The 26,452-nt window shown below is 64.0% G+C and carries 20 protein-coding genes, 1 tRNA gene and 1 pseudogene; 11 read left to right on the top strand and 11 right to left on the bottom strand.

The window, feature by feature from the left end; genetic code table 11:
• Positions 1-35 precede the first annotated feature (35 nt).
• From ACWA7K_RS03895 to ACWA7K_RS03880, 4 genes are all read right to left on the bottom strand, one after another.
• The gene (locus tag ACWA7K_RS03895) at positions 36-1,055 is read right to left on the bottom strand and encodes a TRAP transporter substrate-binding protein (RefSeq protein ID WP_456165832.1); all 1,020 of its coding nucleotides are present in this window, start codon (positions 1,053-1,055) and stop codon (positions 36-38) included.
• A 92-nt stretch (positions 1,056-1,147) separates the two neighbouring features.
• Positions 1,148-2,440, bottom strand: coding sequence for a TRAP transporter large permease (locus tag ACWA7K_RS03890; RefSeq protein WP_456165830.1), 1,293 nt, complete (start codon positions 2,438-2,440; stop codon positions 1,148-1,150).
• Between the two features lie 5 nt (positions 2,441-2,445).
• Positions 2,446-2,970, bottom strand: coding sequence for a TRAP transporter small permease subunit (locus ACWA7K_RS03885; protein ID WP_456165828.1), 525 nt, complete (start codon positions 2,968-2,970; stop codon positions 2,446-2,448).
• Positions 2,967-3,482 carry a gluconokinase gene (locus tag ACWA7K_RS03880; RefSeq protein ID WP_456165826.1) on the bottom strand — a complete coding sequence of 172 codons (516 nt, stop codon included), beginning with the start codon at positions 3,480-3,482 and terminating at the stop codon, positions 2,967-2,969. Before ACWA7K_RS03880 ends, ACWA7K_RS03885 begins: the two co-directional genes overlap by 4 nt.
• Positions 3,483-3,646: 164 nt before the next feature.
• On the opposite strand from ACWA7K_RS03880, the gene gntR reads away from it, so the two are divergent.
• From gntR to ACWA7K_RS03825, 11 genes are all read left to right on the top strand, one after another.
• Positions 3,647-4,666 carry an HTH-type transcriptional regulator GntR gene (gntR, locus tag ACWA7K_RS03875; RefSeq protein WP_456165824.1) on the top strand — a complete coding sequence of 340 codons (1,020 nt, stop codon included), beginning with the start codon at positions 3,647-3,649 and terminating at the stop codon, positions 4,664-4,666.
• 208 nt (positions 4,667-4,874) lie between these two features.
• On the top strand, positions 4,875-6,086 hold the full coding sequence (locus ACWA7K_RS03870; RefSeq protein WP_456165822.1) for a tyrosine-type recombinase/integrase: 1,212 nt from the start codon (positions 4,875-4,877) through the stop codon (positions 6,084-6,086).
• A gap of 396 nt (positions 6,087-6,482) precedes the next feature.
• Entirely contained in the window at positions 6,483-8,987 is a 2,505-nt protein-coding gene (locus tag ACWA7K_RS03865) for an RHS repeat domain-containing protein (RefSeq protein ID WP_456165820.1), read from the top strand.
• The gene (locus ACWA7K_RS03860; protein WP_456165818.1) at positions 8,984-11,437 is read left to right on the top strand and encodes an RHS repeat-associated core domain-containing protein; all 2,454 of its coding nucleotides are present in this window, start codon (positions 8,984-8,986) and stop codon (positions 11,435-11,437) included. Before ACWA7K_RS03865 ends, ACWA7K_RS03860 begins: the two co-directional genes overlap by 4 nt.
• Before the next feature lie 41 nt (positions 11,438-11,478).
• A complete protein-coding gene (locus ACWA7K_RS03855; RefSeq protein WP_456165817.1) occupies positions 11,479-11,895 on the top strand; it encodes a hypothetical protein in 417 nt (138 codons plus the stop codon).
• A gap of 792 nt (positions 11,896-12,687) precedes the next feature.
• On the top strand, positions 12,688-14,988 hold the full coding sequence (locus tag ACWA7K_RS03850; RefSeq protein ID WP_456210354.1) for an RHS repeat domain-containing protein: 2,301 nt from the start codon (positions 12,688-12,690) through the stop codon (positions 14,986-14,988).
• Positions 14,985-17,339 carry an RHS repeat-associated core domain-containing protein gene (locus ACWA7K_RS03845; protein ID WP_456165813.1) on the top strand — a complete coding sequence of 785 codons (2,355 nt, stop codon included), beginning with the start codon at positions 14,985-14,987 and terminating at the stop codon, positions 17,337-17,339. Before ACWA7K_RS03850 ends, ACWA7K_RS03845 begins: the two co-directional genes overlap by 4 nt.
• A 5-nt stretch (positions 17,340-17,344) precedes the next feature.
• Positions 17,345-17,641 carry a hypothetical protein gene (locus ACWA7K_RS03840; protein ID WP_456165811.1) on the top strand — a complete coding sequence of 99 codons (297 nt, stop codon included), beginning with the start codon at positions 17,345-17,347 and terminating at the stop codon, positions 17,639-17,641.
• 478 nt (positions 17,642-18,119) lie between these two features.
• Positions 18,120-19,037, top strand: a complete 918-nt coding sequence (locus tag ACWA7K_RS03835) for a ParB/RepB/Spo0J family partition protein (protein ID WP_456165809.1) — start codon at positions 18,120-18,122, stop codon at positions 19,035-19,037.
• 99 nt (positions 19,038-19,136) lie between these two features.
• Positions 19,137-19,661 (top strand): hypothetical protein, encoded by a 525-nt coding sequence (locus tag ACWA7K_RS03830; RefSeq protein WP_456165807.1) that lies wholly within the window; start codon positions 19,137-19,139, stop codon positions 19,659-19,661.
• Between the two features lie 11 nt (positions 19,662-19,672).
• Positions 19,673-20,674, top strand: a complete 1,002-nt coding sequence (locus ACWA7K_RS03825) for a relaxase/mobilization nuclease domain-containing protein (protein WP_456165805.1) — start codon at positions 19,673-19,675, stop codon at positions 20,672-20,674.
• On the opposite strand, the gene ACWA7K_RS03820 is transcribed toward ACWA7K_RS03825, so the two are convergent.
• The 7 genes and pseudogenes from ACWA7K_RS03820 to ACWA7K_RS03790 form a co-directional block, all read right to left on the bottom strand.
• The gene (locus ACWA7K_RS03820; RefSeq protein ID WP_456165803.1) at positions 20,650-21,543 is read right to left on the bottom strand and encodes a nucleotidyl transferase AbiEii/AbiGii toxin family protein; all 894 of its coding nucleotides are present in this window, start codon (positions 21,541-21,543) and stop codon (positions 20,650-20,652) included. The two genes, ACWA7K_RS03825 and ACWA7K_RS03820, sit on opposite strands and share 25 nt — an antisense overlap.
• Positions 21,536-22,168 carry a type IV toxin-antitoxin system AbiEi family antitoxin domain-containing protein gene (locus tag ACWA7K_RS03815; RefSeq protein ID WP_456165801.1) on the bottom strand — a complete coding sequence of 211 codons (633 nt, stop codon included), beginning with the start codon at positions 22,166-22,168 and terminating at the stop codon, positions 21,536-21,538. The genes ACWA7K_RS03820 and ACWA7K_RS03815 overlap by 8 nt, the downstream gene beginning before the upstream one ends.
• 337 nt (positions 22,169-22,505) lie before the next feature.
• Positions 22,506-22,596 (bottom strand) — tRNA-Ser (locus tag ACWA7K_RS03810).
• Between the two features lie 87 nt (positions 22,597-22,683).
• Positions 22,684-23,952, bottom strand: coding sequence for an aspartate kinase (locus ACWA7K_RS03805; RefSeq protein WP_456165799.1), 1,269 nt, complete (start codon positions 23,950-23,952; stop codon positions 22,684-22,686).
• 55 nt (positions 23,953-24,007) lie between these two features.
• The gene (locus ACWA7K_RS03800; RefSeq protein ID WP_456210455.1) at positions 24,008-24,217 is read right to left on the bottom strand and encodes a TilS substrate C-terminal domain-containing protein; all 210 of its coding nucleotides are present in this window, start codon (positions 24,215-24,217) and stop codon (positions 24,008-24,010) included.
• A gap of 277 nt (positions 24,218-24,494) precedes the next feature.
• Positions 24,495-25,367 (bottom strand): annotated as a pseudogene (tilS, locus tag ACWA7K_RS03795) (tRNA lysidine(34) synthetase TilS); the annotation flags it as partial.
• A gap of 115 nt (positions 25,368-25,482) precedes the next feature.
• Positions 25,483-26,451 carry an acetyl-CoA carboxylase carboxyltransferase subunit alpha gene (locus ACWA7K_RS03790; RefSeq protein WP_456210352.1) on the bottom strand — a complete coding sequence of 323 codons (969 nt, stop codon included), beginning with the start codon at positions 26,449-26,451 and terminating at the stop codon, positions 25,483-25,485.
• Position 26,452: the final 1 nt, after the last annotated feature.

Here is a 26,452-nt window from a genome sequence, read left to right as displayed (position 1 = left end):
CGCGACAACCCGGGCGGGTCGTCGCCGGCTGCCGCTCACTTGCCGCTGCGGATCTTGGCCAGCGCGGCCTGGGTCTCGTCCCACAGCGGCTGGCCGACGTTGGCGGCGATGCTGGTGTTGATGCCATGCAGCTTGTCGCGCATGCGGGCGACCTCGCTGGCGGGCAGCTCGTTGACCTGCATGCCCTTGGCCTTCAGGTCGGCCAGCGCCTTGGCCGCTTCCTCGCGGGTGTCCTTGCGCTCGAAGTCGCGGCTCGCGATGGCGGCGTCGCGCAGCACCTTCTGCTCGTCGGCGGACAGGCCGTCCCACCACTTCTTGCTGACCGTGACGATCCACGGGCTGTAGACGTGGTTGGTGATCGACAGGTACTTCTGCACCTCGTAGAACTTGCTGCTCAGGATCGTGTTGTACGGGTTCTCCTGGCCGTCGACCGTCTTGGTCTCGAGCGCGCTGAACAGCTCGGAGAACGGCAGCGGCACCGCGTTGGCGCCGAGCAGCTTGAAGCTGTCGAGGTAGACGTTGTTCTGCATCACGCGCAGCTTGATGCCGTCCATGTCCTCCAGCTTCGTGACCGGGCGCTTGGTGTTGGTCAGGTTGCGGAAGCCGTTTTCCCAATAGGCCAGGCCGACGAGGCCCTTCTCGGTCAGCTTGTCCATCACCTTCTGGCCAACCGGGCCGTCCAGCACGGCATCGGCTTCACGGGTGTTGCCGAACAGGAAGGGCGTGTCCCAGATCGCCATCTCCTTGGTGATGCCCACCAGCGTGGCGGTCGAGCCGACCATCATCTCCTGGGCACCGCCGATCAGCGCCTGCTGCATCTGGGTGTCCGGGCCGAGAGCGGCGGCGCCGATGGCGCGCACCTTCATCTTGCCGCCGCTGGCTTTTTCGACCGCGTCGGCGAAGACCTTGGCGGCGCGGCCCTGGTTGCTCTGTTCGTTGAGGCCGTAGCCGAAACGGATCAGGCGCGGCTTGATGTCCTGCGCCTGTGCGGCGTAGGGGGCGACGAGGACGGCGCTGGCGGCCGCGGCGATCAGGGTGCGACGGAGGAAGTTCATGGGGGTGTCCAAGGGTTCCGGTGGAAGGGTGGCCGGGACGCCGGCCAGGTGGGGAATGGGAACTGCGGGGGATGGGCTGACCGACGTGCCGGTCAGCGCAACCACTTGACCGGCTCGATGACCAGCGCGGGGAAGAGCACGAACAGGAACAGGATGGCCGTGTAGGTGATCAGGAAGGGGTTCACGCCCTTGATGACCTGGTGCAGCGACATCCGACCGACGCCGGCAACCACGTTGAGCACGGTGCCCACGGGCGGGGTGATCAGGCCGATGGCGCCGTTCAGCACGAACATCAGGCCGAAGTACACCGGATCGATGCCGGCCTTGACCGCGATCGGCAGCATCACCGGCGCGAAGATCAGGATGGTGGGCGTCAGGTCCAGCGCGGTGCCGATGATCACCAGCGCCACCATCATCACGGCCATCAGCAGACGCGGGCTCTCGACCAGCGGACCGAGCCAGCCGGTCAGCACGCCCGGCAGGTCGGCCAGCGTGATCATGTAGCTGGCCACCTGGGCGCCGGCGCACAGGAACATCACCACGGCGGTGGTCCGGGCTGCGCGCACCAGCACGCCCTCGATCTCGGCCAGCTTCATCTCGCGGTGCACGGCCAGCGCAACGACCAGCGCATAGAAGGCCGCGACGACCGCCGCCTCGGTCGGCGTGAAGACGCCGGACTTCATGCCGCCGATGATGATGATCGGCATCAGCAGCGCCCAGAAGGCCTTCACGGTGGCGCGGATCCGGTCGGCCAGCGGCAGGCGCGGCTCGGCCGGCAGGTCGATGCCGCGCAGCACGTAGCGCCACGCGACGATCAGGCCGGCGCCCATGAACAGCCCAGGCACGATGCCCGAGATGAACAGCGCCGAGATCGACGTGTTGGTCGTCACGCCGTAGATCACGAACGGCATCGACGGCGGGATGATGGGCGCGATGATCCCGCCCGAGGCGATCAGGCCGGCCGAGGTCGCCATCGGGTAGCCCTGGCGCTTCATCATCGGCAGCAGGATGGTGGCCAGCGCGGCGGTGTCGGCCAGCGCCGAGCCGCTCATGCTGGCCATCAGCACGGCCGCGCCGATCGCCACATAGCCCAGTCCGCCGCGGATGTGGCCGACCCAGGCCTGCGCCATGTCGATGATGCGGCGGCTGATGCCGCCCGAGTTCATCAGCTCGCCGGCCAGGATGAAGAAGGGCACCGCCAGCAGCGGGAAGCTGTCGACGCCGGCGACCAGGTTCTGGGCCAGCAGCTGGGCGTCCCAGAAACCCAGCACCCAGGCCATGCCGGCACCGGTCAGGGCCAGCGCGAGCGCCATGTTCATGCCGATGCCCATCAGCACCAGCATGCCCAGCGAGAAGACGACGAAGGCTTGTGCTTCAGGTGTCATGACCATCACTCCACGTCGGCGCCATGGCCGAGGTCCAGGGGGGTGTTGCGCAGCAGTTCGACCAGCGCCATCACGCCGATCGCCAGCATCGACAGCAGCGCCGGCAAGGGCAGAAGCGCGGTCGGGTAACCCAGCACGACCGACCGGCTGCCCATGCCGACGAGCACCTGTTGCCAGGCGCCCCAGCCGATCAGCCCGCAGGCCAGCACGACCAGCACGCGGATCAGCACGGTGAAGGCCTGGAACACGGCCGGGCGCTTGCGCAGCAGGCCGACCAGGCTGGTGAAGGCCATGTGTTCGCCGGCCGGATAGGCGGCGGTGGCGCCGATGAAGACCATCCAGACGAACAGCAGGCGCGAGAGTTCCTCGCTGGCCGCGATGCCGCTGCCGAAGCCGTAGCGCAGCACCACGTTGACGAACACGGCCAGTGCCATCACGCCCAGGCAGACGGCCATGGCGCGCTGGGTCCAGCGTTGCAGCGGGTGTCCGGGCGTCTGGCCCGGGACGTTCGAGTCGAGCGAGCGGCTCATGGTGCAGGGGTCTCCTGGAAGGTGGCGAGCCAGGCCGAGACATCGGCCTGCAGGTGATCGAGCGACCGGCTGGCGTCCAGCCGCAGCACGCCGGGCTCGCCGAGCGGCGGCTCCAGTGCCGCGAACTGGCTGTCGACCAGATCGGCGGAGAAGAAGTGCGCCGCGCCTCGGCCGGCCACGCGGGCCAGTGCCTCGTGGCGCGGGATGTCCAGCCAGGCGAAGCGCAGGCCCGGCGCCGCCGCACGCAGGCGATCGCGATAGGCCCGCTTCAGCGCCGAGCAGGTCAGGACCGCCCCGTCCGGGTGTTGCCGCAGCAGCTCGGCCAGCCGGTCGAGCCAGCCGGCGCGATCGTCATCGGTCAGGGCGATGCCCCGACTCATCTTGGCGACGCTCTCGGCGCTGTGATGGCGGTCGCCTTCGATCATCGGCAGCCCCTGGGCGACGGCGACGGCCTCACCCAGGCTGGACTTGCCGCAACCGGCGACGCCCATGACGACGAGGGATGGGTTCATGGAGGATTTCGATCGGATCTTGGGATAGCGCTGTCCAACGCAATCAAAAAAAATCGGCCCACATCTGGCAGCCGTGGTAGAACGCTGCGCTCGATGCATGACCGGCTTCGGACAGCGCTATCCTAAGGCTGCGAGATGCATCCCAGATCAGTGAAAACCCGAGCATGAAACAACCTTCCCCACGCGGCGGCGCCGCCGTGACCCTGGCCGATGTGGCGGCGCTGGCAGGCGTCAGCCCGATCACCGCATCGCGCGCGCTGCGCGGCACCCGCGCGGTCGACCCGGTGCTGGTCGAGCGCGTCAAGGCCGCCAGCGCCAAGCTCGGCTACGTGCCCGACCCGGCCGCACGCGCGCTGGCGTCACGCCGGGGCACCTATGTGGCGATGCTGGTGCCGGCGCTGTCGAACGCGCTGTTCGTCGAGCTGATCGAGGCAGCCCAGACGACCTTGCGCGCCGGCGGCTACCAGGCGCTGCTGGGCATCACGCACTACGACCCGGCCGAAGAGGAACAGATCCTGCGCGAGTTCCTGCAACACCGGCCGGCCGGGCTGCTGCTGACCGGCGCCGAGCAGTCCGAGGCGGCGCGCAACCTGGTCGCCGCCAGTGGCGCGCCCTGCGTGCGGATGATGACGCTCACCGACCGGCCGGGCAGCCACTGCGTCGGCCTGTCGCAGTTCGAGGCCGCGCGGGCCATGACCGCCCACCTGCAGCAGCGCGGCTACCGCCGCATCGCCTTCGTCGCCGTCCAGCTGGACGCCCGGACGCTGCAGCGGCTCGACGGCTGGCGCGCCCAGATGCGTGCCCAGGGCATGTACGAGCCAATGCTGGAGACGGTGACCTCGGCGCCGTCGTCGATCGCGCTGGGCGGTGAGCTGTTCAGGCAGATCGTGTCGACCGACCTGGGTGTGGACGCCATCTTCTTCTGCAACGACGACCTGGCGCAGGGCGCCCTGCTGTCGGCCGCGCGACTGGGTGTCCCGGTGCCGGGACAGGTCGCGGTCGCGGGCTTCAATGACGTCGTCGGCAGCGACCAGATGGTGCCGTCCTTGACCACCGTGCGGACACCTCGGGCGGCCATCGGTCGACAGGCGGCGCAGTTGCTGCTCAAGTTGATGGAGGGCCAGCAGATCGCCGAACCGGTCATCGATCTCGGCTTTGAACTCATGCCCCGGGAAAGCACGTAGAAAAGAAAAAAGCCCAAGTGAATCAATCACTTGGGCTTCGATCCTGGCGGAGACGGAGTCCGCTTTTTTGACATTTCAGGCAGTTCAGGAACGTCCTGTTTGACCGATCTTCATAGGAGAGATGGTCGATTAATCATCTCCATCGATGTCAGGAAATCTCATTCATTCCATTCTTGATGTTGGGTAGCATGTGGGGCAGGAGGTGCCCATGCCCAAGATCGCTACAGCCCTCAAGGCCACCCAGGTGGCCGCCCTGACCGAACCCGGCCTGCATTCGGTCGGCGGCACGCCTGGCCTGGCGCTGCAGGTCACGCCAACCGGCGCTCGCAGCTGGATCCTGCGGATCAGCGTCGCCGGGCGCCGGCGGGACATGGGACTGGGTGGCTACCCGGAGGTCTCGCTGGCACAAGCCCGGCTACAGGCCCGAAGTGCACGAGAGGTCATCCGGGGCGGCGGGGATCCGGTCTCCCAGAAGCGCGCCGAACGACATGCGCTCGCCTTGAAACGGAGCACCGCGCTGTCCTTCGAGCAATGCGCCTCGCGCTACATCGACGACAACAAGGCCGGCTGGAAAAACGCCAAGCATGCCCAGCAGTGGACGAACACGCTGACCCAGTACGCCTACCCGGTGATGGGAAAACTACCGGTCAGCGACATCGACCTGCCCCATGTGCTCGCGGTGCTGCAGCCCATCTGGCACACGAGGACCGAGACCGCCACACGGCTTCGCAGCCGGATCGAACTGATCCTGGCCTGGGCAACGGTGCGCAAGTACCGTACGGGCGAGAACCCGGCCCGGTGGCGCGGCCACCTCGACAAGCTACTGCCCCGGCCGACCAAGGTCGCCCAGGTCGAGCACCATGCCGCCCTGGCAATCGACGACATTCCCGGCTTCATGCGGACCCTGCGCGAGCAGTCCGGCATCGGCGCCCGCGCGTTGGAGTTCGTCGTACTGACGGCCGCGCGTTCCGGCGAGGTTCGTGGTGCGCGCTGGCCAGAAATCAACCTCGACAAGCGCGTCTGGACGGTGCCCGCCGATCGCATGAAGGCGGGCAAGGAACACCGCGTGCCGCTGTCGGATGCGGCGATTGCTCTGTTGCATTCGATGCCCGGCCCCGAGCACGACAGCCTCGTCTTTCCAGGGCTGCAGCAACTGTCCGACGGCCAGGCCAAGACGCTGTCCGACATGACCTTGACGGCGCTCCTGCGACGCATGAAGGTACCGGCGACAGCACACGGCATGCGGTCGACCTTCCGGGACTGGGCCGGGGAGCGCACCGCGCATGCGCGGGAGGTCATCGAGCAAGCCCTGGCGCATCTGCTGAAGGACAAGGCGGAGGCCAGCTACGCGCGGGGTGACCTGTTCGACAAACGACGACGATTGATGGCGGACTGGGCTTTGTTTCTGGCTGCGACTTGAATTGATTCTCATGCTTGGCGCACTCGCCGAGTCGCTCGATGAGTCTTTCAGGCTTCAGCACTCATCCAAACGGCCGATGTCTGACGAAAAGCTGACGAAGTAACCCCATTGCATTCATCAGACCGCAGCCAATCAGTAAAGAATCTGTCATGTGGCTCGGAACGCACTTGTGGTGATGTGCCTCCTATCCGTTCAGAAGCCGTTTGTCCAGAGTGAAACCACCTCATCACTTGGGGGGAGTGCATAGCGCTCCTCAAATGAAAGAATCATCCCAAGCGATGTTCGTGAGTTTGTATCCAAGCGATCGTGGTCTGACGGTGATGCCATCGAAGACTTGATTTTCTGAGCTGCTCGTTCAAGTTGGCCAGAATTCATTGGAAGGCGGAGCGGCTTTTCATGACACACAGATTTGAAGCAGAGGGAGGGCAAATGGTTGTAAAAATCAGGCGGTCAATCGTTTCGATCACAAGTTTGGCAGTGATTGCCCTGAGTGCTGGCGCTCAAACTGCACCGGCACGATTGATTAGTGCTACTGCAAGCGGTGCAGACTGGAAGTGCGGAAGTTTTTCCGGAACTTACTCCAGTGTGAGCGATGCGATTTCTGCATTGATGGCATACACAGCGAGCTGCCCATACCTAGCCTCGTTGTACGTCGATACCTGCAGTGCGGTGCCTGTCAATGTATCGGAATCCGGGCGATGCGATTACGCCTACAACAAAACTGTTGAAGGCGGCGGCGATCACGTCGGGGGTTCGGCAGCTTGGACATTTTGTGCGGCAAACAGTCTGTGGGTAGCCCAGGCGGGAGCCTGTGTTCAGATTGTCGATCGCTACGCAGGCAAACCGCAATCGTGCGAACAGCCAAGCGGCGGAAATCCCATTTACCCGCTGACAGCCACAAAACGACAGACTGAGGCCCTGACGGCGCAAATTGGTGGCTTGCGCCTCTCGGCGCAATATGACAGCCGAAGGAATTTCCCGGCAGAAGGTGGAGCCGAGTTGCCGGTTTCGCGACCGGTGCCGTCGTTCGGATCCCAATGGGATAGCAATCTCCACAAGAGTTTGGTCTTTCAGTCAAGTGTGAGTGGTGTCAAGCAAGGCATCCAGGCGTCGCGCGGGGGTGGCGTCTGGGTTGACTTCCTCCTTGACGCTGGCGGCTTTTATCGAGCCAGTACCGACGTTCGCGATCGGTTGGTGGCTACGCTCAATGGATGGCGCTACTTCGATGCTGCTGCACAATCGGTCGAGACGTATCGTGCAGATGGGCGACTGATTGATATCAAGTTTGCAGATGGAACAGCTCTAACCTACCTATACAGCGATGCCGCAACGCCGCTGGCGGTGGCCCCAGCGGCAGGCTTGATCGTCGGAATACAAAATCAGACCGGACGTGTACTGCAGTTTGCGTATGAGCAAGACTCTTCCACGAATTTACCTCGCATCAAATCGATTACTAACCCTGATGGTGGCATCATTCTGGTTTCGTACCTAGTCGGCGGGATATTGAGTCAATTCACCTGGCAAGACTCAACATCTCGGCAATATGTCTACGAGTTACCTGGGCTGCCTTGGGCGTTGACGGGCGTCCTTGATGAGAACCTATCGCGTCACAGTACTTACACTTACGATGTCGCCGGTCGTGCAATTGGGACCGAACTGGCTGGCGGGGTAAATCGTTACACGGCTTCGTATGTCAGTGTTCCAACGTGGATCGTGTCAGAAACCTACGATGCGACGACCGGCGTGGTTTGGCGTGATCATACTTGGGGCCTGCCGGTTGCGCCGTCGATGACCACGCCCAACGGCAGCATCACGAGCTACGGTGTCGAAATGGGACTGGGGATTCCACGTGTTACCAGCCAAAGCCAGCCAGCCGGGGCTGGATGTGCGGCAGCGTCGAGTAGCACCTACTACGATGCGGGTGGACTCGTTCGCGCATCGGTTGATTTCAATGGGGTCAAAGCATGCTTTGATAATGATTCAGGGCGGCGACTGGAAACTGCAAGAATCGAGGGTTTGAGTCACGCCACCGAGGCGTGTCAATACCCTGTCAGCGGCAGCGTGATTCCAGCGGGAAGCGTCAAGCGCAAGATCAGTACTCAATGGCACCCCGTCTGGAATCTGAAGACTCGCCTGGCCGAGCCAAAGAAGATCACGACCTGGATTTACAACGGCCAGCCTGATCCGACCGCAGGCAATGCCGTGCTCAATTGCGCACCGGCAACGGCAGTGCTGCCCGACGGCAGCCCGATTGCCGTGCTGTGCAAGCAGGTCGAACAAGCCACGACCGATGCCACTGGCACCTCGGGCTTTGCCGCGACGGCTGCGGGTGTCGCTCGCGTGACCAGCTACACGTACAACTCGTTCGGCCAGGTGCTCACCGCCCGCGACGCACTCAGCAATCTGACCACCTACGCGTACTACGCAGACACAAACGCCGACCACACCATCGGTGACTTGCAGAGCATCACCAACGCAGCCGGCCATATCACGCAGTTCACGGTGTATGACCGCGCCGGTCGCCTCAAGCGCAGCGTCGATCCCAATGGTGTGGTCACGGACATCACCTACACGCCACGCGGATGGGTGAACTCGGTCGCGGTCAGTCCTCCGACGGGTGCTGGTGCTGCGCAGACCACGTCCTATCTGTACGACGGTGTTGGGCAACTCAAGGAAGCCACGCTGCCCGATGCCACCAAGATCACCTACAGCTATGACGCCGCGCACCGCCTCACAGGCATCAAGGACGGCGCAGGCAACACGATCACCTACACCTTGGACAACGCAGGCAATCGCACGGCAGAGGCGCTCAAGGATCCGGCTGGCGTCCTGGCGCGCAATGTGACCCGGGTCTTTGACGCCCTGGGCCGTGTTCAGAGCATGACCGGAGTCCAGCCATGAAGCCGCTCACCCATACCCTCGCCCTGCTGCTCGGCACGTCGGCTTCGATGTTGTCCTCGGTCGTCCTGGCGCAGAGCCCGGCACCGGGCGTGATGACCTCCACCTTCGGCTACGACCCGATGGGCAGTCGACACACGGTGGTCGATCCGCTGGGGCTGACCACGCAGACGCAATACGACGCGCTGGGGCGGCCGGTGCAGGTGACACAGCCCCTGCCCGCCACGGGCGTGGCTCGTCCGGTGGTCCGTCCGAGCTGGGACCTGGCGGATCAGCCCGCTGGGCTCACGGACCCTCGCAACCTGGTGACCAGTTACACCGCCAATGGCCTGGGAGATCGGACCAGCCAAGTCAGCCCCGACACAGGCACAACCAGTTCCACCTTCGATGCGGCTGGCAACCTCAAGACCCGCACCGACGCGCGTGGCAAGCAAGTTCTTTACTCTTACGACGCACTCAACCGACTCACCAAGATCGACTACCCGACCGGGGTGGACACGATCTTCGAATACGACGGCGGCACGGTCACGCCCAAGCCTGCCAACAGCATCGGCCGTCTTACCAAGATCACCGATGAGAGCGGCAACACGGCCTACACGTATGACGGGCTGGGTCGGGTGGTGCGCAAGCTTCAGACGGTGCTGGTCACCGGACAGGCCTCAGCGCGAGCCTTCGATGTCCAGTACGGCTGGGGAAGTACGGGCGCTGACAACGGGCACCTCAAGACCCTGACGCTGCCCAGTGGCGCGCGTGTGAACCTGAGCTACGACCTGACCGGACGCGTCAGCGGGCTGGCGCTCAACCCGGTCAACGCCAACGGGGTCGGCACCAACGCCGCCATCTCGACGTCGATCCTGTCGACGATCGCGTACGACGCGATGGGCAACGCCAAGGGCTGGACCTGGGGCACAGGGCCGGTAACCTATGCGCGGACCTGGGACGGCTACGGTCGGCCCAAGACCTACCCCTTGGGCCATCCGAACGGCACCGGCACGGCGGCCGGTCTGTTGCGTACCGTTGGCTATGACGACGCCGGTCGGATCACGGCGTATGGCCATACCCGCAGTGGCGTGGCCCAGGTCGCCTTCGACCAAGCCTTCGTCTACGACGGGCTGGGGCGGCTCACCCGTTCGAACCAAGGCACGACCAGCTATTCCTATAGTTACGACGCCAATGGCAATCGCACCGAGTTCCTGGTGTCGGCCACACGCTTCGTCAACCAGGTCAGCGCGACCAGCAACCGGCTGACCAGCGTCCAGCGCGTGAACTCCACGGGCTCGCTGGTGACGGATGTCCCAACTTACGACAATGCAGGCAACACGATCGGGAATGGATCGGCCGGTAGCGGTGTCTACAGCGATCGCGGACGGCTCAGCCAGGCCAACATCCCTACGGGGACCACGACGACCACGCCGGTGAACTACTGGTACAACGGTCTGGAACAACGCGTTCGCAAAAGTGGCGCTACGGCTGTGGTGACGACCGGTGCGGTGCACTACGCCTATGACGAAGACGGTCACATCCTGGGTGAGTACGACACCTCGGGTATTCCGATCTACGAGGTGGTGTGGCTGGGCGACCAGCCGGTGGCGGTGGTCAAGCAGACCCGCACCGGCAGCGGGGCGACCTTGAACGTTGCCACTCGCATCGACTACGTCTACGCCGATCACCTGAACACGCCGCGCATTGTGGTCCGAAGCAGTGACCACGCCATCGTCTGGCGCTGGGACAGCTTCGAGAGCTTCGGCGTCACGCCGGTCAACGAGAACCCGAACGCGCTGGGCGTCTACAGCTTCAACCTGCGCTTCCCGGGGCAGGTGTACGACCGGGAAACCACGGGGTTCTACAACCACCATCGGGACTACGCGGCTTGGATTGGAAGATATATGCAGTCCGATCCCATCGGGCTCGCGGGGGGCGTCAATCCGTATGCATATGTCGGGGGGAACCCGCTTAGCTACACGGACCCCGAGGGGTTACAGGCGATTCCGCTTCCCCCAATTCCGGTTCCGGGGGTACCGAACCCAAGTGCGGATGCTCAGCAGCAATTGGCACTGCAGCTCACGGCCGCCCTGCGAAGTGCCTTTCCTGAGAGGACATACCAGACTTACACACGCTACAACCCCAGAACGGGGAAGTGCTACAGCGGGCGGACTTCTGGCAATGACGACCCTCTGACCAACATCCGGAAGCGTGCGCTGGGCCAGCTACTCTTGAACTCTGAAGGCTTCTTGCCGCCTGTGCTTGATAGGTCGTCAACGAACAGGGGCGCCATCCGAGGGAGAGAGCAGCAACTCATCGACATAAATGGCGGGGCGCGAAGCGTTGGTGGAACATCCAGGAATATGATTAACGGCATCAGCCCGATGAACCCGTTTGGGGACGCCTATCTTGACGAGGCGACTGGTGAATTCGGTATCCCTGTTCCCGCAGAGAACTGCACTTGCCAGTGACCGAAATGACAGAAGCGGAATATGAAAGTCTCAAGAGGTTCATGAGCCTCTTCTATGAGTGGTTCAATGCTAAGCCCTCTCATCGTCCAGAAAGTCATCCTCTGGCTGTGTTGGAGAGATTGGAAAAAAAGTCGCGTTCGCAGGCAAAGCGAGGGCTTGAGATGGCCATCAATGACTGCGTCGAGGATTCCAGTGAATGGGGTCCCGAAGTCGTTGCACTGGCGGATAAGCGGTTCGTACTGAATAGCGCTCCATCGCTGTCTGAGGTCCGAGCGAAATACTCGCGCAAGTACCTTCAGGTGCTCAAGCGCGGTAGCATCAAGTCGCTCAATGAGTATTACCTGGTCAAGGGGATAGTCGATGGCGGTGGCATTGAGCCTGGAGCGGGCGAAGCTGAGAAGCTGGCCGCCATGCTGACGGACTACGAGAGCCGTCCGCCACCTAGGGCTGAGAAGTAGCGGGTTCTAGGCAATCCACCGAGTCCAGGCTGGCCAACGGGCACTTCCTAAAACCAACGCGCCAGCCGTCGCTGACACGTGATCGACGTCATGACGGCTCGCACAGCGTCATCGCATGCCGAATTTGGCGTGGTCAGAATTCGGTCGGCGCCAACACGTGAGGGACCCAAGAGCCCGTTGAAGCGGCAACCAGCCGCAACAGACGGCCAGTTCGGCCGAGTGGAACGTCGGACCCGACGTCAAAGATGTCACGAAAACCATCACGAGGCCTGTCCAGCGCCTGGGGCGGTCGGATCGGCGGTTTTAGGACGGACCCTTCAGGCTTCGGCACTCATTCAAACGGACGATGTCTGACCAAAAGCTGACGAAGAAACTCCATTGCATTCATCGGATCGCAGCCAATCAGTCAAGAATCTGTCATGTGGCTCGGATCGCACTTATGATGATGTGCCATCTATCTGTTTAAAAGCCGTTTGTCCAGAGTAGAACCACTTCATCATTTGGGGGAAGCGCAAGACTTGCCCCAAAAGAAATAATCAATCGAAGCGACGATCGTCGGTTCATCTTGACAAAGTCAAGTAGAGCTGATCAGTAATTCACCAAATCGATAGATCATAAAACATGAATTTCCTTAGGATTTGGATGGCTCTACTTGGGGTGGCGCTATCTTTTGACTGCTCCGCCCAATTTTATTGGCAGATTGTTGGCGACAATGGAATTTCGCGCCTCGCAGCCCCTGACAGGGCGCTACATTTTCAATCAATCACTGATTCATGTTTGCATATTGAATCCTTGTACAGTGACTCTGGGCTACATTGGGTGCCTCGACAAGATGATTATGTCTCGGGCAGGTGTATATATGTTTTTTCAGATGGAAGTTTGTCAGTTTCAGGAAATAATGCCTCGATAAGCAGGTTTTGTGGTCCTGGATTTCTTGCGAGTGATCCGGCTTGTTCGCCGGTTTGTCCTGCAAATGCCAAATGGATCGCTGAAGCGAATGCCTGCATTAATATTGTTGATCGCTACGCAGGCAAACCGCAATCGTGCGAACAGCCAAGCGGCGGAAATCCCATTTACCCGCTGACAGCCACAAAACGACAGACTGAGGCCCTGACGGCGCAAATTGGTGGCTTGCGCCTCTCGGCGCAATATGACAGCCGAAGGAATTTCCCGGCAGAAGGTGGAGCCGAGTTGCCGGTTTCGCGACCGGTGCCGTCGTTCGGATCCCAATGGGATAGCAATCTCCACAAGAGTTTGGTCTTTCAGTCAAGTGTGAGTGGTGTCAAGCAAGGCATCCAGGCGTCGCGCGGGGGTGGCGTCTGGGTTGACTTCCTCCTTGACGCTGGCGGCTTTTATCGAGCCAGTACCGACGTTCGCGATCGGTTGGTGGCTACGCTCAATGGATGGCGCTACTTCGATGCTGCTGCACAATCGGTCGAGACGTATCGTGCAGATGGGCGACTGATTGATATCAAGTTTGCAGATGGAACAGCTCTAACCTACCTATACAGCGATGCCGCAACGCCGCTGGCGGTGGCCCCAGCGGCAGGCTTGATCGTCGGAATACAAAATCAGACCGGACGTGTACTGCAGTTTGCGTATGAGCAAGACTCTTCCACAAATTTACCTCGCATCAAATCGATTACTAACCCTGATGGTGGCATCATTCTGGTTTCGTACCTAGTCGGCGGGATATTGAGTCAATTCACCTGGCAAGACTCAACATCTCGGCAATATGTCTACGAGTTACCTGGGCTGCCTTGGGCGTTGACGGGCGTCCTTGATGAGAACCTATCGCGTCACAGTACTTACACTTACGATGTCGCCGGTCGTGCAATTGGGACCGAACTGGCTGGCGGGGTAAATCGTTACACGGCTTCGTATGTCAGTGTTCCAACGTGGATCGTGTCAGAAACCTACGATGCGACGACCGGCGTGGTTTGGCGTGATCATACTTGGGGCCTGCCGGTTGCGCCGTCGATGACCACGCCCAACGGCAGCATCACGAGCTACGGTGTCGAAATGGGACTGGGGATTCCACGTGTTACCAGCCAAAGCCAGCCAGCCGGGGCTGGATGTGCGGCAGCGTCGAGTAGCACCTACTACGATGCGGGTGGACTCGTTCGCGCATCGGTTGATTTCAATGGGGTCAAAGCATGCTTTGATAATGATTCAGGGCGGCGACTGGAAACTGCAAGAATCGAGGGTTTGAGTCACGCCACCGAGGCGTGTCAATACCCTGTCAGCGGCAGCGTGATTCCAGCGGGAAGCGTCAAGCGCAAGATCAGTACTCAATGGCACCCCGTCTGGAATCTGAAGACTCGCCTGGCCGAGCCAAAGAAGATCACGACCTGGATTTACAACGGCCAGCCTGATCCGACCGCAGGCAATGCCGTGCTCAATTGCGCACCGGCAACGGCAGTGCTGCCCGACGGCAGCCCGATTGCCGTGCTGTGCAAGCAGGTCGAACAAGCCACGACCGATGCCACTGGCACCTCGGGCTTTGCCGCGACGGCTGCGGGTGTCGCTCGCGTGACCAACTACACGTACAACTCGTTCGGCCAGGTGCTCACCGCCCGCGACGCACTCAGCAATCTGACCACCTACGCGTACTACGCAGACACAAACGCCGACCACACCATCGGTGACTTGCAGAGCATCACCAACGCAGCCGGCCATATCACGCAGTTCACGGTGTATGACCGCGCCGGTCGCCTCAAGCGCAGCGTCGATCCCAATGGTGTGGTCACGGACATCACCTACACGCCACGCGGATGGGTGAACTCGGTCGCGGTCAGTCCTCCGACGGGTGCTGGTGCTGCGCAGACCACGTCCTATCTGTACGACGGTGTTGGGCAACTCAAGGAAGCCACGCTGCCCGATGCCACCAAGATCACCTACAGCTATGACGCCGCGCACCGCCTCACAGGCATCAAGGACGGCGCAGGCAACACGATCACCTACACCTTGGACAACGCAGGCAATCGCACGGCAGAGGCGCTCAAGGATCCGGCTGGCGTCCTGGCGCGCAATGTGACCCGGGTCTTTGACGCCCTGGGCCGTGTTCAGAGCATGACCGGAGTCCAGCCATGAAGCCGCTCACCCATACCCTCGCCCTGCTGCTCGGCACGTCGGCTTCGATGTTGTCCTCGGTCGTCCTGGCGCAGAGCCCGGCACCGGGCGTGATGACCTCCACCTTCGGCTACGACCCGATGGGCAGTCGACACACGGTGGTCGATCCGCTGGGGCTGACCACGCAGACGCAATACGACGCGCTGGGGCGGCCGGTGCAGGTGACACAGCCCCTGCCCGCCACGGGCGTGGCTCGTCCGGTGGTCCGTCCGAGCTGGGACCTGGCGGATCAGCCCGCTGGGCTCACGGACCCTCGCAACCTGGTGACCAGTTACACCGCCAATGGCCTGGGAGATCGGACCAGCCAAGTCAGCCCCGACACAGGCACAACCAGTTCCACCTTCGATGCGGCTGGCAACCTCAAGACCCGCACCGACGCGCGTGGCAAGCAAGTTCTTTACTCTTACGACGCACTCAACCGACTCACCAAGATCGACTACCCGACCGGGGTGGACACGATCTTCGAATACGACGGCGGCACGGTCACGCCCAAGCCTGCCAACAGCATCGGCCGTCTTACCAAGATCACCGATGAGAGCGGCAACACGGCCTACACGTATGACGGGCTGGGTCGGGTGGTGCGCAAGCTTCAGACGGTGCTGGTCACCGGACAGGCCTCAGCGCGAGCCTTCGATGTCCAGTACGGCTGGGGAAGTACGGGCGCTGACAACGGGCACCTCAAGACCCTGACGCTGCCCAGTGGCGCGCGTGTGAACCTGAGCTACGACCTGACCGGACGCGTCAGCGGGCTGGCGCTCAACCCGGTCAACGCCAACGGGGTCGGCACCAACGCCGCCATCTCGACGTCGATCCTGTCGACGATCGCGTACGACGCGATGGGCAACGCCAAGGGCTGGACCTGGGGCACAGGGCCGGTAACCTATGCGCGGACCTGGGACGGCTACGGTCGGCCCAAGACCTACCCCTTGGGCCATCCGAACGGCACCGGCACGGCGGCCGGTCTGTTGCGTACCGTTGGCTATGACGACGCCGGTCGGATCACGGCGTATGGCCATACCCGCAGTGGCGTGGCCCAGGTCGCCTTCGACCAAGCCTTCGTCTACGACGGGCTGGGGCGGCTCACCCGTTCGAACCAAGGCACGACCAGCTATTCCTATAGTTACGACGCCAATGGCAATCGCACCGAGTTCCTGGTGTCGGCCACACGCTTCGTCAACCAGGTCAGCGCGACCAGCAACCGGCTGACCAGCGTCCAGCGCGTGAACTCCACGGGCTCGCTGGTGACGGATGTCCCAACTTACGACAATGCAGGCAACACGATCGGGAATGGATCGGCCGGTAGCGGTGTCTACAGCGATCGCGGACGGCTCAGCCAGGCCAACATCCCTACGGGGACCACGACGACCACGCCGGTGAACTACTGGTACAACGGTCTGGAACAACGCGTTCGCAAAAGTGGCGCTACGGCTGTGGTGACGACCGGTGCGGTGCACTACGCCTATGACGAAGACGGTCACATCCTGGGTGAGTACGACACCTCGGGTATTCCGATCTACGAGGTGGTGTGGCTGGGCGACCAGCCGGTGGCGGTGGTCAAGCAGACCCGCACCGGCAGCGGGGCGACCTTGAACGTTGCCACTCGCATCGACTACGTCTACGCCGATCACCTGAACACGCCGCGCATTGTGGTCCGAAGCAGTGACCACGCCATCGTCTGGCGCTGGGACAGCTTCGAGAGCTTCGGCGTCACGCCGGTCAACGAGAACCCGAACGCGCTGGGCGTCTACAGCTTCAACCTGCGCTTCCCGGGGCAGGTGTACGACCGGGAAACCACGGGGTTCTACAACCACCATCGGGACTACGCGGCTTGGATTGGAAGATATATGCAGTCCGATCCCATCGGGCTCGCAGGAGGGATCAACACTTACGAATATGTGGGCGGAAATCCGGTCAGTTCGATTGATCCGACTGGCTTGTGTCCAATGTGCCTAGCCATTCCGTTCATCGGCGTAGGGGTGACGCTTGCAGATGTTGGTATTGGCCTGGGGACCGGCGGTGCGTTGATTGGTTTGGATCGGATCTTCGCAAAGCCGCCTGCGGACGCCTCCGACCCGAATGGGCCAAAGGCGCCCGGTAAGCCTGGCACGGACGTAGGGTTCTGCGATCCGAAGGGAGGCCCGGACTGGGTGAAGAATCCCAACGGGCGCGGGAGCGGTTGGCGTGGTGACGATGGGCGCGTTTGGGTGCCCACCGGACCACGACCTGGCAATGCGCATGGCGGGCCACACTGGGACGTCCAAACACCTGGTGGTGGCTATGTGAACGTCTATCCCGGTGGCGGCAGGCGATGACAACGATGAAACTTGAAGCCCGCGCCGTACGCTACTTCTCTGAGCACGACGAAGCAGCGTTCTTCGAATGGTTAGACAAGATCGCTGCCATTCGCAGCTACGAAGGCAATGGCGACGCGCTCTACATTGAAGTCGATCCGGCGGCAGTCGATGAAGATGCGCTTCGTGAAATCTTGGCCCTGTTTCATCGGTACGGCGTGAGCCTCAAGCAACTTGAGGTCTTTGATCGCCCCGAGTTCGCAGAGTGGTTCCGAGACGAGCGGGCCTATTGGTTCGACAGGGTGTTCCGCGCTCCTGTGTGATCGCGGCCTACTTGTCGCTTCACGCCTTGTCCCTCACCCCGGAGGTCTTTTTGCCCTTGTCCTCGGGCGTGATGAACCCGATAGGCCGCTTCGGCGGATCGGGCGGCGTCATGAGTTCGCGCAGGGCGGCGAACCTTCTTGGGCTGGGCCCCGGTGTTGTGGCTGAAGGTGTCAGCGGATCAACATGACTTACCAGGGCGCTTACGACAACCCAGCAATGCGGTACTCGAGCGGCCCTCATGGGTCGATAGGTTGCCTTATTCGCTGGCCGCCGACATGGCGGCGGCGAACTGGGGAGCGGATGAGCGGCGCCTCAATTGTCAAAAGAAGCCATCTCATACATGTAAGCACTCGAAACAACCAGGGGACGGCTTGAACCTACCCGAGATCTCTTGAACTCTTCTGGCTCAATCGATGAGCCACCCCGGCAGGCTTACTGGTTCTTCCGCTATGGCGTTGCGGTCGGCACGATCCCGCCATGCGCCAGCGTCAAGCTCATGCCGTTCATGCCCAGCTCGATCTGCTGGGCATTGAGGTCACGCCTGAGGCCGTCCGCGTTTCGTGTAGGGCCACCAGGAAATCATCTCGGCCCCCGCTTCCTCAAGCGCCCTGCCTGGTCCCGATCGCCCTGATCGACGAAGACCCCGCCAGCCCTCGCCTCCAATTCGCCGAACCTGACCTCGAAGCGCTGTCGGCCGACATCCTCCTGCGCGGCCTGCTGGTGCCCCTGGCCGTCCACCCAGCCAGTGCCCAAGGCCGCTACCTGCTGCACTTCGGCGCCCGCCGCTTGCGAGCTGCACGTCGTGCCGGCCTCACCGAAGTCCCGGTGGTCGTGCGCCGCGATCCCGCCGACCGCTATGCGCAGGTCGCTGAGAACCTCAAGCGCGCCGACCTCTCTCCGCTCGACCTGGCCCGCTTCATCCGCCAACAGGTTGACGCCGGTGATTCGCACGCCGAGGTCTCGCGGCGTCTGGGTATGAACCTGACGACGGTGGCCCATCACCTGTCCTTGCTCGACCTGCCGCCCGTGCTCGATGCCGCGCTCAAGTCCGGCCGCTGCACCTCACCGCGAACCTTGCATGAGCTGAGCAAGCTGCACGTGCATCGACCTGAGCAAGTGCAGGCCCTGGTCGACGCCGCCGAGCCCATCACGCGCGACGCAGTTATCGCGCTCCGGGCTGCGCCGGCGTCAATCCGATTGACACGCCAGGCGCCTGGCTCACGGCTGGTGCAACAGGCTCATGCGGCATGCGATCGGCTGGAGCGCTGGCTGCCTCGCATCAAGCCGTCGGTCGATGCGGACGAGATCGCTGACCTGCGACGCCGCCTGTTGGCACTGGCCGATCTGCTGCCCAAGGGGTCTGACGGTCAGACCCCTGACACCACTCCAGGCTGAGGAATCGAGCCATGAAGGGGGCGTTTGGAAGGCGAGGGCAGGATAGGCGTCCCGCCAGCATTTGGATGCCACGCGGCCTGGCCGACGTGTGGGGTGGTCATGGCCAGCGCCTCGCGTGACCGCGTCACCGTCGACCTCCGAGGCATCGGCGACGACGTCCGATCGGCTGCGGCGGGCCTTGGCGTGACGGTGGCAGCGCTCGCCCGGGCCGCCTTGGTCGAGGCCATCGGCAACGCGGACGACACCGATGCCCATGGCCAGGTGCTCGTGCCCGGTCATCGTCGACGCATCACGAAGCTGACCCTGCGACTGCCCGCCGACGATGCCGAGAGGCTGATGTTCGTGGCCGGGCGCCTGGGCCTGTCGTATGGCGACGTGGTCGCCCGCCTGGTTCGCGATGCGCCCCTGCCTCAGCCGGTGGCCGAACGCAGCGCCGACCGGGCTGCACTGCTGGCCTCGAACGATGCGCTCGCGACCTTGTCGGCTGATCTCAACGCCTTCCTGCGGCTGATGCGTCTGGCCAAGCGCGCGGAGGCCGAGCCCTTCGTCCAGCGGCTGCGCAAGATGGACGTGGAGGTGCAGGTCCATCTGGATCGCGCGTCGAAGCTCCTGTCGGGACCTTGAAGGAGACGGCCATGACCACTCCGAACAGCGTCGATGGCGTGCTCGTCCTGTGGGGCGATCGGCTCTTCTACGCCGGCAATCGCCGCACGTCCGCCTCGCCCGGAGGGCTGCGAACGGCGAGCCTGCACGACCGGGCTACTTGGGTCCGCCAGCGCGTCGCCGCCACGGTCAAGGTCCGAGCGCCGCAGGTCATGGTCAAGGTCACCGGCGGTGGTCGCGGCATGGGCGCGATCGCAGCGCACCTGCGCTACATCAGCAAGGGCGGCCGGCTGCCGATTGAAGACGACCGAGGCGTCGAGCGCGAAGGCCCGGAAGCCCTGCAGGACATCGTGACCCAATGGCGGATGGGCGGCATGCGCATCCCCGATCGCAGCGAGCGTCGCGAGGCATTCAACATCATGCTGTCGATGCCTACGGGCACGAAGACGGAGTACCTGCAGCAGGCGGTCCGGGAGTTCGCCGCCGACGAACTGACCGGGCATCGCTACGTGATGGTGCTGCACACACATCAGGCCAACGCGCACGTGCACCTGAGCGTGCGGGCCGAGGGGCGCGACGGCAAGCGCTTGAACCCGCGCAAGGAAGACCTGCGCCGCTGGCGCGAGGTCTTCGCGGAGAAGCTGCGCGGCTGGGGCATCGAGGCCGAAGCCTCTTCGCGGACCACGCGCGGCAGCCGGCATCACAACGAGCGGCTGTGGCAGATCAAGGCGCGGGAGCGTGGGCAAGGGACCAGCACGACATCCGATGGCGACGGGGTGAAGCTCACGCCCGGTCGACGGCAGGTGGCCCAGGCCTGGTGCGAGATCGCCAACACACTGGCGTCGTCGAGCGATGCTGCGGATCGCGAACTGTCCCGATGCGTGGTCGACTACGCACGGCGACTGCCAGGCGTGAGGTATCGAACAAGGGAGCAGGTGGCACAGCGCACATTACCGGGGCTGTCGAAGGGCGCTGATCGCTTGACGCCGCCGTCGACGGTTCGGACACCTCAAGGGCCCGAACGGGAGCGCTGAAAGGCTTCTGGGACGAAGACAAAGGCTAGCCGATCCCTCAACGTCGCCACGACCACTTCCAGGCTCGGTGCGCCCTTCGACAGGCCGCGCACGAAAGCCTCCCACTGCAGGCGCTTGGACGCATCGGTGGCAAACGCCTCGCTCAGGCCTTCGGGCACGTGCTCGGGGATCGGGGTGCCGCGCCGGTGGAACGTTGCCCGGACGGCTTGCTGCAAGCGCACGGGATCGAACGCGAAGCTGCCCAGCAACATCCACAGGTCGAAGTAGTCCTTCATGCGGCTGTTGGCCAGGCCGAGCACGACCATCGCGTGCAGCTTCTCGGCGACCACGGTCTCGCGGGGGTAGGCGCGCAGGCGGGGTAATGGCAGATCGAGCAGGACCGGCAGGTCGATGAGGTCGGCGCCGTGCTCGATGGCGTCGCCAAAACCGACGTCGACGACCACCGTGATGCGGGCGCCGGCCAGGGTGGCGGTGGTGCGCAGCCGTGAGCCACCGTAGTCGTTGTCCTCGCGGATCGGGGCGATCGCCAGGGCGTCGGTGTTGAAGCTCAGGCCGTCGTCGACCGCGATCGACATGACGTCCCGGAACACCGCCAGCAAGGCCTCATCAGCGGGGTCGCCGAAGCCGAGCAGGTCCAGGTCGCGGGTGGCGCGGTGGGGCTCGTCGAACCAGGTCGTCAGCAGCATCGCGCCCTTGAGCACGAAGCGGTCGCGGTGCGTCGACAGGCTGAGGCGGTGCAGCAGGCGTTCGAGCGTGTAGCGGGTCAGCAGCAGGTCCAGCGGCTCGCCTCGTGCCTTGGCAAGGTTCAGCAGACGTTGACGGAACGAAACGCCGATGTGGCGCGGCCCCTTGGCGGCTTGATCAGGCATCGCTGGTCAGCGCCATCAGATAGGGCTGCATCGTTCGCCAGACCACGCCGGCTTGGGCGGCCTGGGCGATCTGGGCCGGGGTGGCCTTGCGTTGCCGCAGGGCTTGTCGCAGGCCTTCGACGGCCAGCAGGTCGCCGACGCTGCGGCGGTAGCGGAACAGGTCGGCCAGCGTCTTGGCCACGCCGAAGACGGGCACGGTGGTGCCGGCGATCTGTGCGGTCTCGACGTCGCGGCCGAGTTCCTCGTCCGAGTAGCGGGCCACGCGAAGTGGTGGGTCGGTGACGCGTGGGCGCCAGTCCTTGCGGCCGATGGCGATCCAGACCTGGGCCGGCATCTGGTCGGTCAGGCCGTGGAAGGCCAGGGCCGAGGCCAGGCAGATGACGCCACGCGGCACAAGGCGCGAGGCCTCGGCGAGGGACTGGTTCACGTCCAGTTCGGCATCCGGCAGCTGGTAGAGGCCACGCGCCAGCCGGACGACTTCTCCAGCTTTTTCCATGCGGCTGACAGTGGTGGCGGTGATGCCATGTGCCTTCAGTTCCGACAGGCGCGCCAGGCCCCGCTGGCGCAGCAGGGCGAGCGCCTGGTCGCGTTGGGTGAACAGCTGGGAGGGCTGGACGGATGACACGGTGCGTTTCCTCGGCTCATCGAGTGAATGATCCGATGATTTATACCATTCAATACCCCATGTGAGACCATCCATCGTCTGGTCGCAGATCACACCGAGGGCTTGGATCGGGCCGGCCACGAGGTGTCCTGCCCGATCCGGCGAGCGTGGGACCGCCGACCATCGCCTCAAGGGTGCGCTGTCGCCGGGCGTTGCCCGCCCTTGACCCGATGCCCGGCGAGAAGCAAGCCTCGCGTCCGTGCTCGGATCCAGCGATCTCCGGATGTGGGGCTTGAAGTGGGGTCAGCCGAGCAGACAAGAAAAAAGCCCAAGTGAATCAATCACTTGGGCCCTATCCTGGCGGAGACGGAGGGATTCGAACCCTCGATGCGCTTTTGGCGCATACTCCCTTAGCAGGGGAGCACCTTCGGCCACTCGGTCACGTCTCCGAAGAAGCGGGAGTATAGCCTGAAACTCTTCGGGTTCCAGCTCCCGGCTTTTCAAACCGGTCTTCAGCGCCGCTCGGCGCCGATGGTTCAGCCGTTCGGCTGGTCCAGGTCGAAGGCCTTGTGCAGCGCGCGAACCGCCAGTTCCATGTACTTCTCGTCGATGACGACGGAGGTCTTGATCTCGCTGGTGGTGATCATCTGGATGTTGATGCCTTCCTCGCTCAGCGCGCGGAACATCGTGCTGGCCACGCCGGCGTGCGAGCGCATGCCGATGCCGACGATCGAGACCTTGCAGATCTTCGTGTCGCCAAGCACTTCCTTGGCGCCCAGCGCCGGCACGACGTCCTTGTTGAGCAGGTCGACGGTGCGCTGGAAATCGTTGCGGTGGACCGTGAACGAGAAGTCGGTGCGGCCATCGTGCGAGACGTTCTGGATGATGACGTCCACGTCGATGTTGGCATCGGCGACCTTGCCCAGGATGCTGTAGGCGATGCCCGGCTTGTCCGGCACGCCCATGACGGTGATCTTGGCTTCGTCGCGGTTGAACGCGATGCCCGACACAACGGCTTGTTCCATCTTCTCGTCTTCCTCGAATGTGATCAGCGTGCCCGACTTGGCTTCTTCCTCGATGGCGATGTCCCACGGCGTGAAGCTCGACAGGACCCGCATCGGCACGCGGTACTTGCCCGCAAACTCGACCGAACGGATCTGCAGCACCTTGGAGCCCAGGCTGGCCATCTCCAGCATCTCCTCGAAGCTGACGGTGTGCAGCCGGCGGGCTTCGGGGACGACGCGCGGGTCGGTGGTGTAGACGCCGTCGACGTCGGTGTAGATCAGGCACTCATCGGCCTTCATCGCGGCCGCCACGGCGACTGCCGAGGTGTCGGAACCGCCTCGGCCCAGCGTCGTCACGTTGCCGTCGCCGTCGATGCCCTGGAAGCCGGTGATGACGACGACACGGCCGGCGGCCAGGTCGGCGCGCACGCGGCTGTCGTCGATGCTCTCGATGCGGGCCTTGGTGTAGGCCTGGTCGGTCTTGATCGGCACCTGCCAGCCGTTGTAGCTGATGGCCTCCATGCCTTCGGCCTGCAGCGCCAGCGCCAGCAGACCCACGGAGACCTGCTCGCCGGTGCAGGCGATCATGTCGAGTTCGCGCAGCACGGAAGGCGTCTGGACGGCCGGCGAGACCTCCTTGGCCAGGCCCAGCAGGCGGTTGGTTTCGCCGCTCATCGCGGAGGGCACGACCACCATCTGGTGGCCGGCACGCGCCCACTTGGCGACGCGCTTGGCGACGTTTCGGATGCGCTCGGGCGAGCCCATCGATGTGCCGCCGTACTTGTGAACGATCAAGGCCATGTCGGTTGCAGAAATGAGTTCTCCCGCACGACAGCCGCGCGGAAAACCCGACATTTTAACGACCCGCAACCCCTGCTCCGCCTGACACCGGGTCGGGCTGCCAGTGAAGCGCCCACTGTGGCTGTCCGTCCGGCGCCACGCTGCGGGCATCGACGCCCAGGCCGGGGACCTGCACCAGCACGTCGCCGCGCCAGATCAGCGGCGCGAAGCGGGCCGACGACGGCACGCCGGCGTCCTGGAACTGCTTCTTCAGCGAACGGGGCATGCCGTGCGCATGGGCCTGGAACTGCTCGCCGCCTTGCCGGGCGCGCAACTCGACCTGGTCGACGCCCGCCTGCGCGATGCCGCCGGACGTGACCGCCGCCACCACCAGTGCCCCTCCCCAGGCAGGCACCGGATGCACGCCTGCCACCAGCGGCAGGCGGCAGGTCGCCGGACGCGACGCCGGATCCTGCCACTGGCCAGCACGACGGCACCCAGACCAGCCGCCCGCGATAGGCCTGCAGCGTGCCGCCGTCGGTGTGCCATCGGCCGTCGGTGGCCCGGATGCCCTCGTCGGCCAGACGCGTGACCAGCGTCTGCGTCGGCGGCTTGCCGGCCAGGTCGATCAGCCAGGTCCGCAGCACGTTGCGCCGCCGCGCCGGTTCGAGTGCCGACAAGCGCTCGATCGACAGGCCCGCAGCGGTCGGCGCGTCCATCAGGGTCTCCAGATCGATGCGGGCCAGTGCGTCCTGACAAGCCCGCGCATCCTGGGCCAGCCGGGCGCTCGCGGACAGGGTGTCGTCGGCCGCCGGGAAGGCCGCACGCAAGGCCGGCAGCACCGACTGGCGCAGCCGGTTGCGGGCATGTCGCGGGCTGACGTTGCTGTCGTCCTCGACATGGCTCAGTGCATGAGCCACCCGCCAGGCTTCGAGTTCAGCGCGGGGTCTATCCAGCCAGGGGCGCAACCAGCGCAGGCCGTCGCGTCGGACGTCGACCGGCATGGCGGACAGGCCGGCGGGACCAGCTCCGCGCAAGGCCTGCAGCAGGAAAGTCTCGACCTGATCGTCACGGTGATGGGCCAGCAGGACCGTGTCGCAACCGGCTGCACGGGCCATCGCGGCCAGCGCCTCGTATCGCGCCGCGCGGGCATGCGCTTCGAGGCTGGCGCCGCCCGGCACGACCAGCCCGAGCCGGCGCACCTGCAGCGTGACCGGGAAGGCCGGCATGCCCGTGGTCCCGCGCGCCCATTGCGACACCTGCGCAGCGCAGTGGGCCTCCCAATCGGGCGCGTGGGCACTCAAACCGTGCTGGACGTGCAAGGCATGAACCTGCGCACCGTGGGCCAGCGCCCAGTGGCAGGCCGCGTGCAGCAGCACCGTCGAGTCGCGCCCGCCGCTGTAGGCCACCGCGACACGCGACAGTCCCGCCAGCATCGGCAGGTCGGACAGGTCGACCGTCGGCGAGGTCATGGTCTGGAAGGCAAGACGGCCGGCCCGGTGTTGCCGGGACGGCCGTCGAGGAGGTCGCGGGTCGGGACGATCCGATCGATCAGGACTTGGTGTCGTTGTAGCGGCCGTAGGACTGCAGGCGCGCATAACGCTGGTTCAGCAGGTCGCGGGTCTTCAGGTCGGAGACCTGGCGCAGCGCGTCGTTCAGGGCACGCTTGAGCGAGGCCGCCATCGCCTTCGGATCGCGATGGGCGCCGCCGACCGGCTCGCTGACGATCTTGTCGATCAGCGACAGGGCCTTCAGGCGGTGCGCGGTGATGCCCAGCGCCTCGGCCGCGTCGCTGGAACGCTCGGAGGTCTTCCACAGGATCGACGCACAGCCTTCGGGCGAGATCACCGAATAGACCGAGAACTGCAGCATCAGCACCTGGTCGGCGACGCTGATCGCCAGCGCGCCGCCGGAGCCGCCTTCGCCGATGATGGTCGTGATGATCGGCACTTCCAGCTGCGCCATCTCGAAGATGTTGCGGCCGATCGCCTCGGACTGGCCACGTTCCTCGGCGCCGATGCCGGGATAGGCGCCGGGCGTGTCGACGAAGGTGAAGACCGGCAGGCCGAACTTCTCGGCCAGTTTCATCAGGCGCAGCGCCTTGCGGTAACCCTCGGGGCGGGACATGCCGAAGTTGCGCGCGGCACGTTCCTTGGTGTCGCGGCCCTTCTGGTGACCGAGCACCATGCAGGCCTGGCCATTGAAGCGGGCCAGCCCACCGACGATCGACAGGTCATCGGCGTAATGACGATCGCCGTGCAGTTCCTGGAAGTCGGTGAAGATCTCGTTGACGTAGTCCAGCGTGTAGGGGCGCTGGGGGTGCCGGGCGATCAGCGTGACCTGCCACGGCGAGAGACTGGAGTAGATGTCCTTGGCGAGCTGCAGGCTCTTCTTGGAGAGCCGGTCGATCTCTTCGGAGATGTCGACCGAGGACTCGTTCTGCACGTAGCGCAGCTCTTCGATCTTGGTCTCGAGTTCGGCGATGGGTTGCTCGAATTCGAGGAAGTGTCGTTTGCTCATG

Source organism: Leptothrix mechoopdaensis (SeqCode) (genome assembly GCF_053893855.1).
Note: the sequence above shows the minus strand (reverse complement) of the source record. Positions and strands in the feature narration are given on the sequence as shown.

Excerpts from the sequence above, each read along its gene's own strand:
- ACWA7K_RS03800 (WP_456210455.1), bottom strand. The coding sequence starts at position 24,217 with ATGCCCCGTTCGCTGAAGAAGCAGTTCCAGGACGCCGGCGTGCCGTCG.
- ACWA7K_RS03895 (WP_456165832.1), bottom strand. The coding sequence starts at position 1,055 with ATGAACTTCCTCCGTCGCACCCTGATCGCCGCGGCCGCCAGCGCCGTC.
- ACWA7K_RS03890 (WP_456165830.1), bottom strand. The coding sequence starts at position 2,440 with ATGACACCTGAAGCACAAGCCTTCGTCGTCTTCTCGCTGGGCATGCTG.
- ACWA7K_RS03840 (WP_456165811.1), top strand. The coding sequence starts at position 17,345 with ATGAAACTTGAAGCCCGCGCCGTACGCTACTTCTCTGAGCACGACGAA.
- ACWA7K_RS03830 (WP_456165807.1), top strand. The coding sequence starts at position 19,137 with ATGGCCAGCGCCTCGCGTGACCGCGTCACCGTCGACCTCCGAGGCATC.
- ACWA7K_RS03805 (WP_456165799.1), bottom strand. The coding sequence starts at position 23,952 with ATGGCCTTGATCGTTCACAAGTACGGCGGCACATCGATGGGCTCGCCC.
- ACWA7K_RS03820 (WP_456165803.1), bottom strand. The coding sequence starts at position 21,543 with ATGCCTGATCAAGCCGCCAAGGGGCCGCGCCACATCGGCGTTTCGTTC.
- gntR (WP_456165824.1), top strand. The coding sequence starts at position 3,647 with ATGAAACAACCTTCCCCACGCGGCGGCGCCGCCGTGACCCTGGCCGAT.
- ACWA7K_RS03860 (WP_456165818.1), top strand. The coding sequence starts at position 8,984 with ATGAAGCCGCTCACCCATACCCTCGCCCTGCTGCTCGGCACGTCGGCT.
- ACWA7K_RS03790 (WP_456210352.1), bottom strand. The coding sequence starts at position 26,451 with ATGAGCAAACGACACTTCCTCGAATTCGAGCAACCCATCGCCGAACTC.
- ACWA7K_RS03865 (WP_456165820.1), top strand. The coding sequence starts at position 6,483 with ATGACACACAGATTTGAAGCAGAGGGAGGGCAAATGGTTGTAAAAATC.
- ACWA7K_RS03835 (WP_456165809.1), top strand. The coding sequence starts at position 18,120 with ATGCGCCAGCGTCAAGCTCATGCCGTTCATGCCCAGCTCGATCTGCTG.
- ACWA7K_RS03885 (WP_456165828.1), bottom strand. The coding sequence starts at position 2,970 with ATGAGCCGCTCGCTCGACTCGAACGTCCCGGGCCAGACGCCCGGACAC.
- ACWA7K_RS03855 (WP_456165817.1), top strand. The coding sequence starts at position 11,479 with ATGAGCCTCTTCTATGAGTGGTTCAATGCTAAGCCCTCTCATCGTCCA.
- ACWA7K_RS03880 (WP_456165826.1), bottom strand. The coding sequence starts at position 3,482 with ATGAACCCATCCCTCGTCGTCATGGGCGTCGCCGGTTGCGGCAAGTCC.
- ACWA7K_RS03845 (WP_456165813.1), top strand. The coding sequence starts at position 14,985 with ATGAAGCCGCTCACCCATACCCTCGCCCTGCTGCTCGGCACGTCGGCT.
- ACWA7K_RS03825 (WP_456165805.1), top strand. The coding sequence starts at position 19,673 with ATGACCACTCCGAACAGCGTCGATGGCGTGCTCGTCCTGTGGGGCGAT.
- ACWA7K_RS03870 (WP_456165822.1), top strand. The coding sequence starts at position 4,875 with ATGCCCAAGATCGCTACAGCCCTCAAGGCCACCCAGGTGGCCGCCCTG.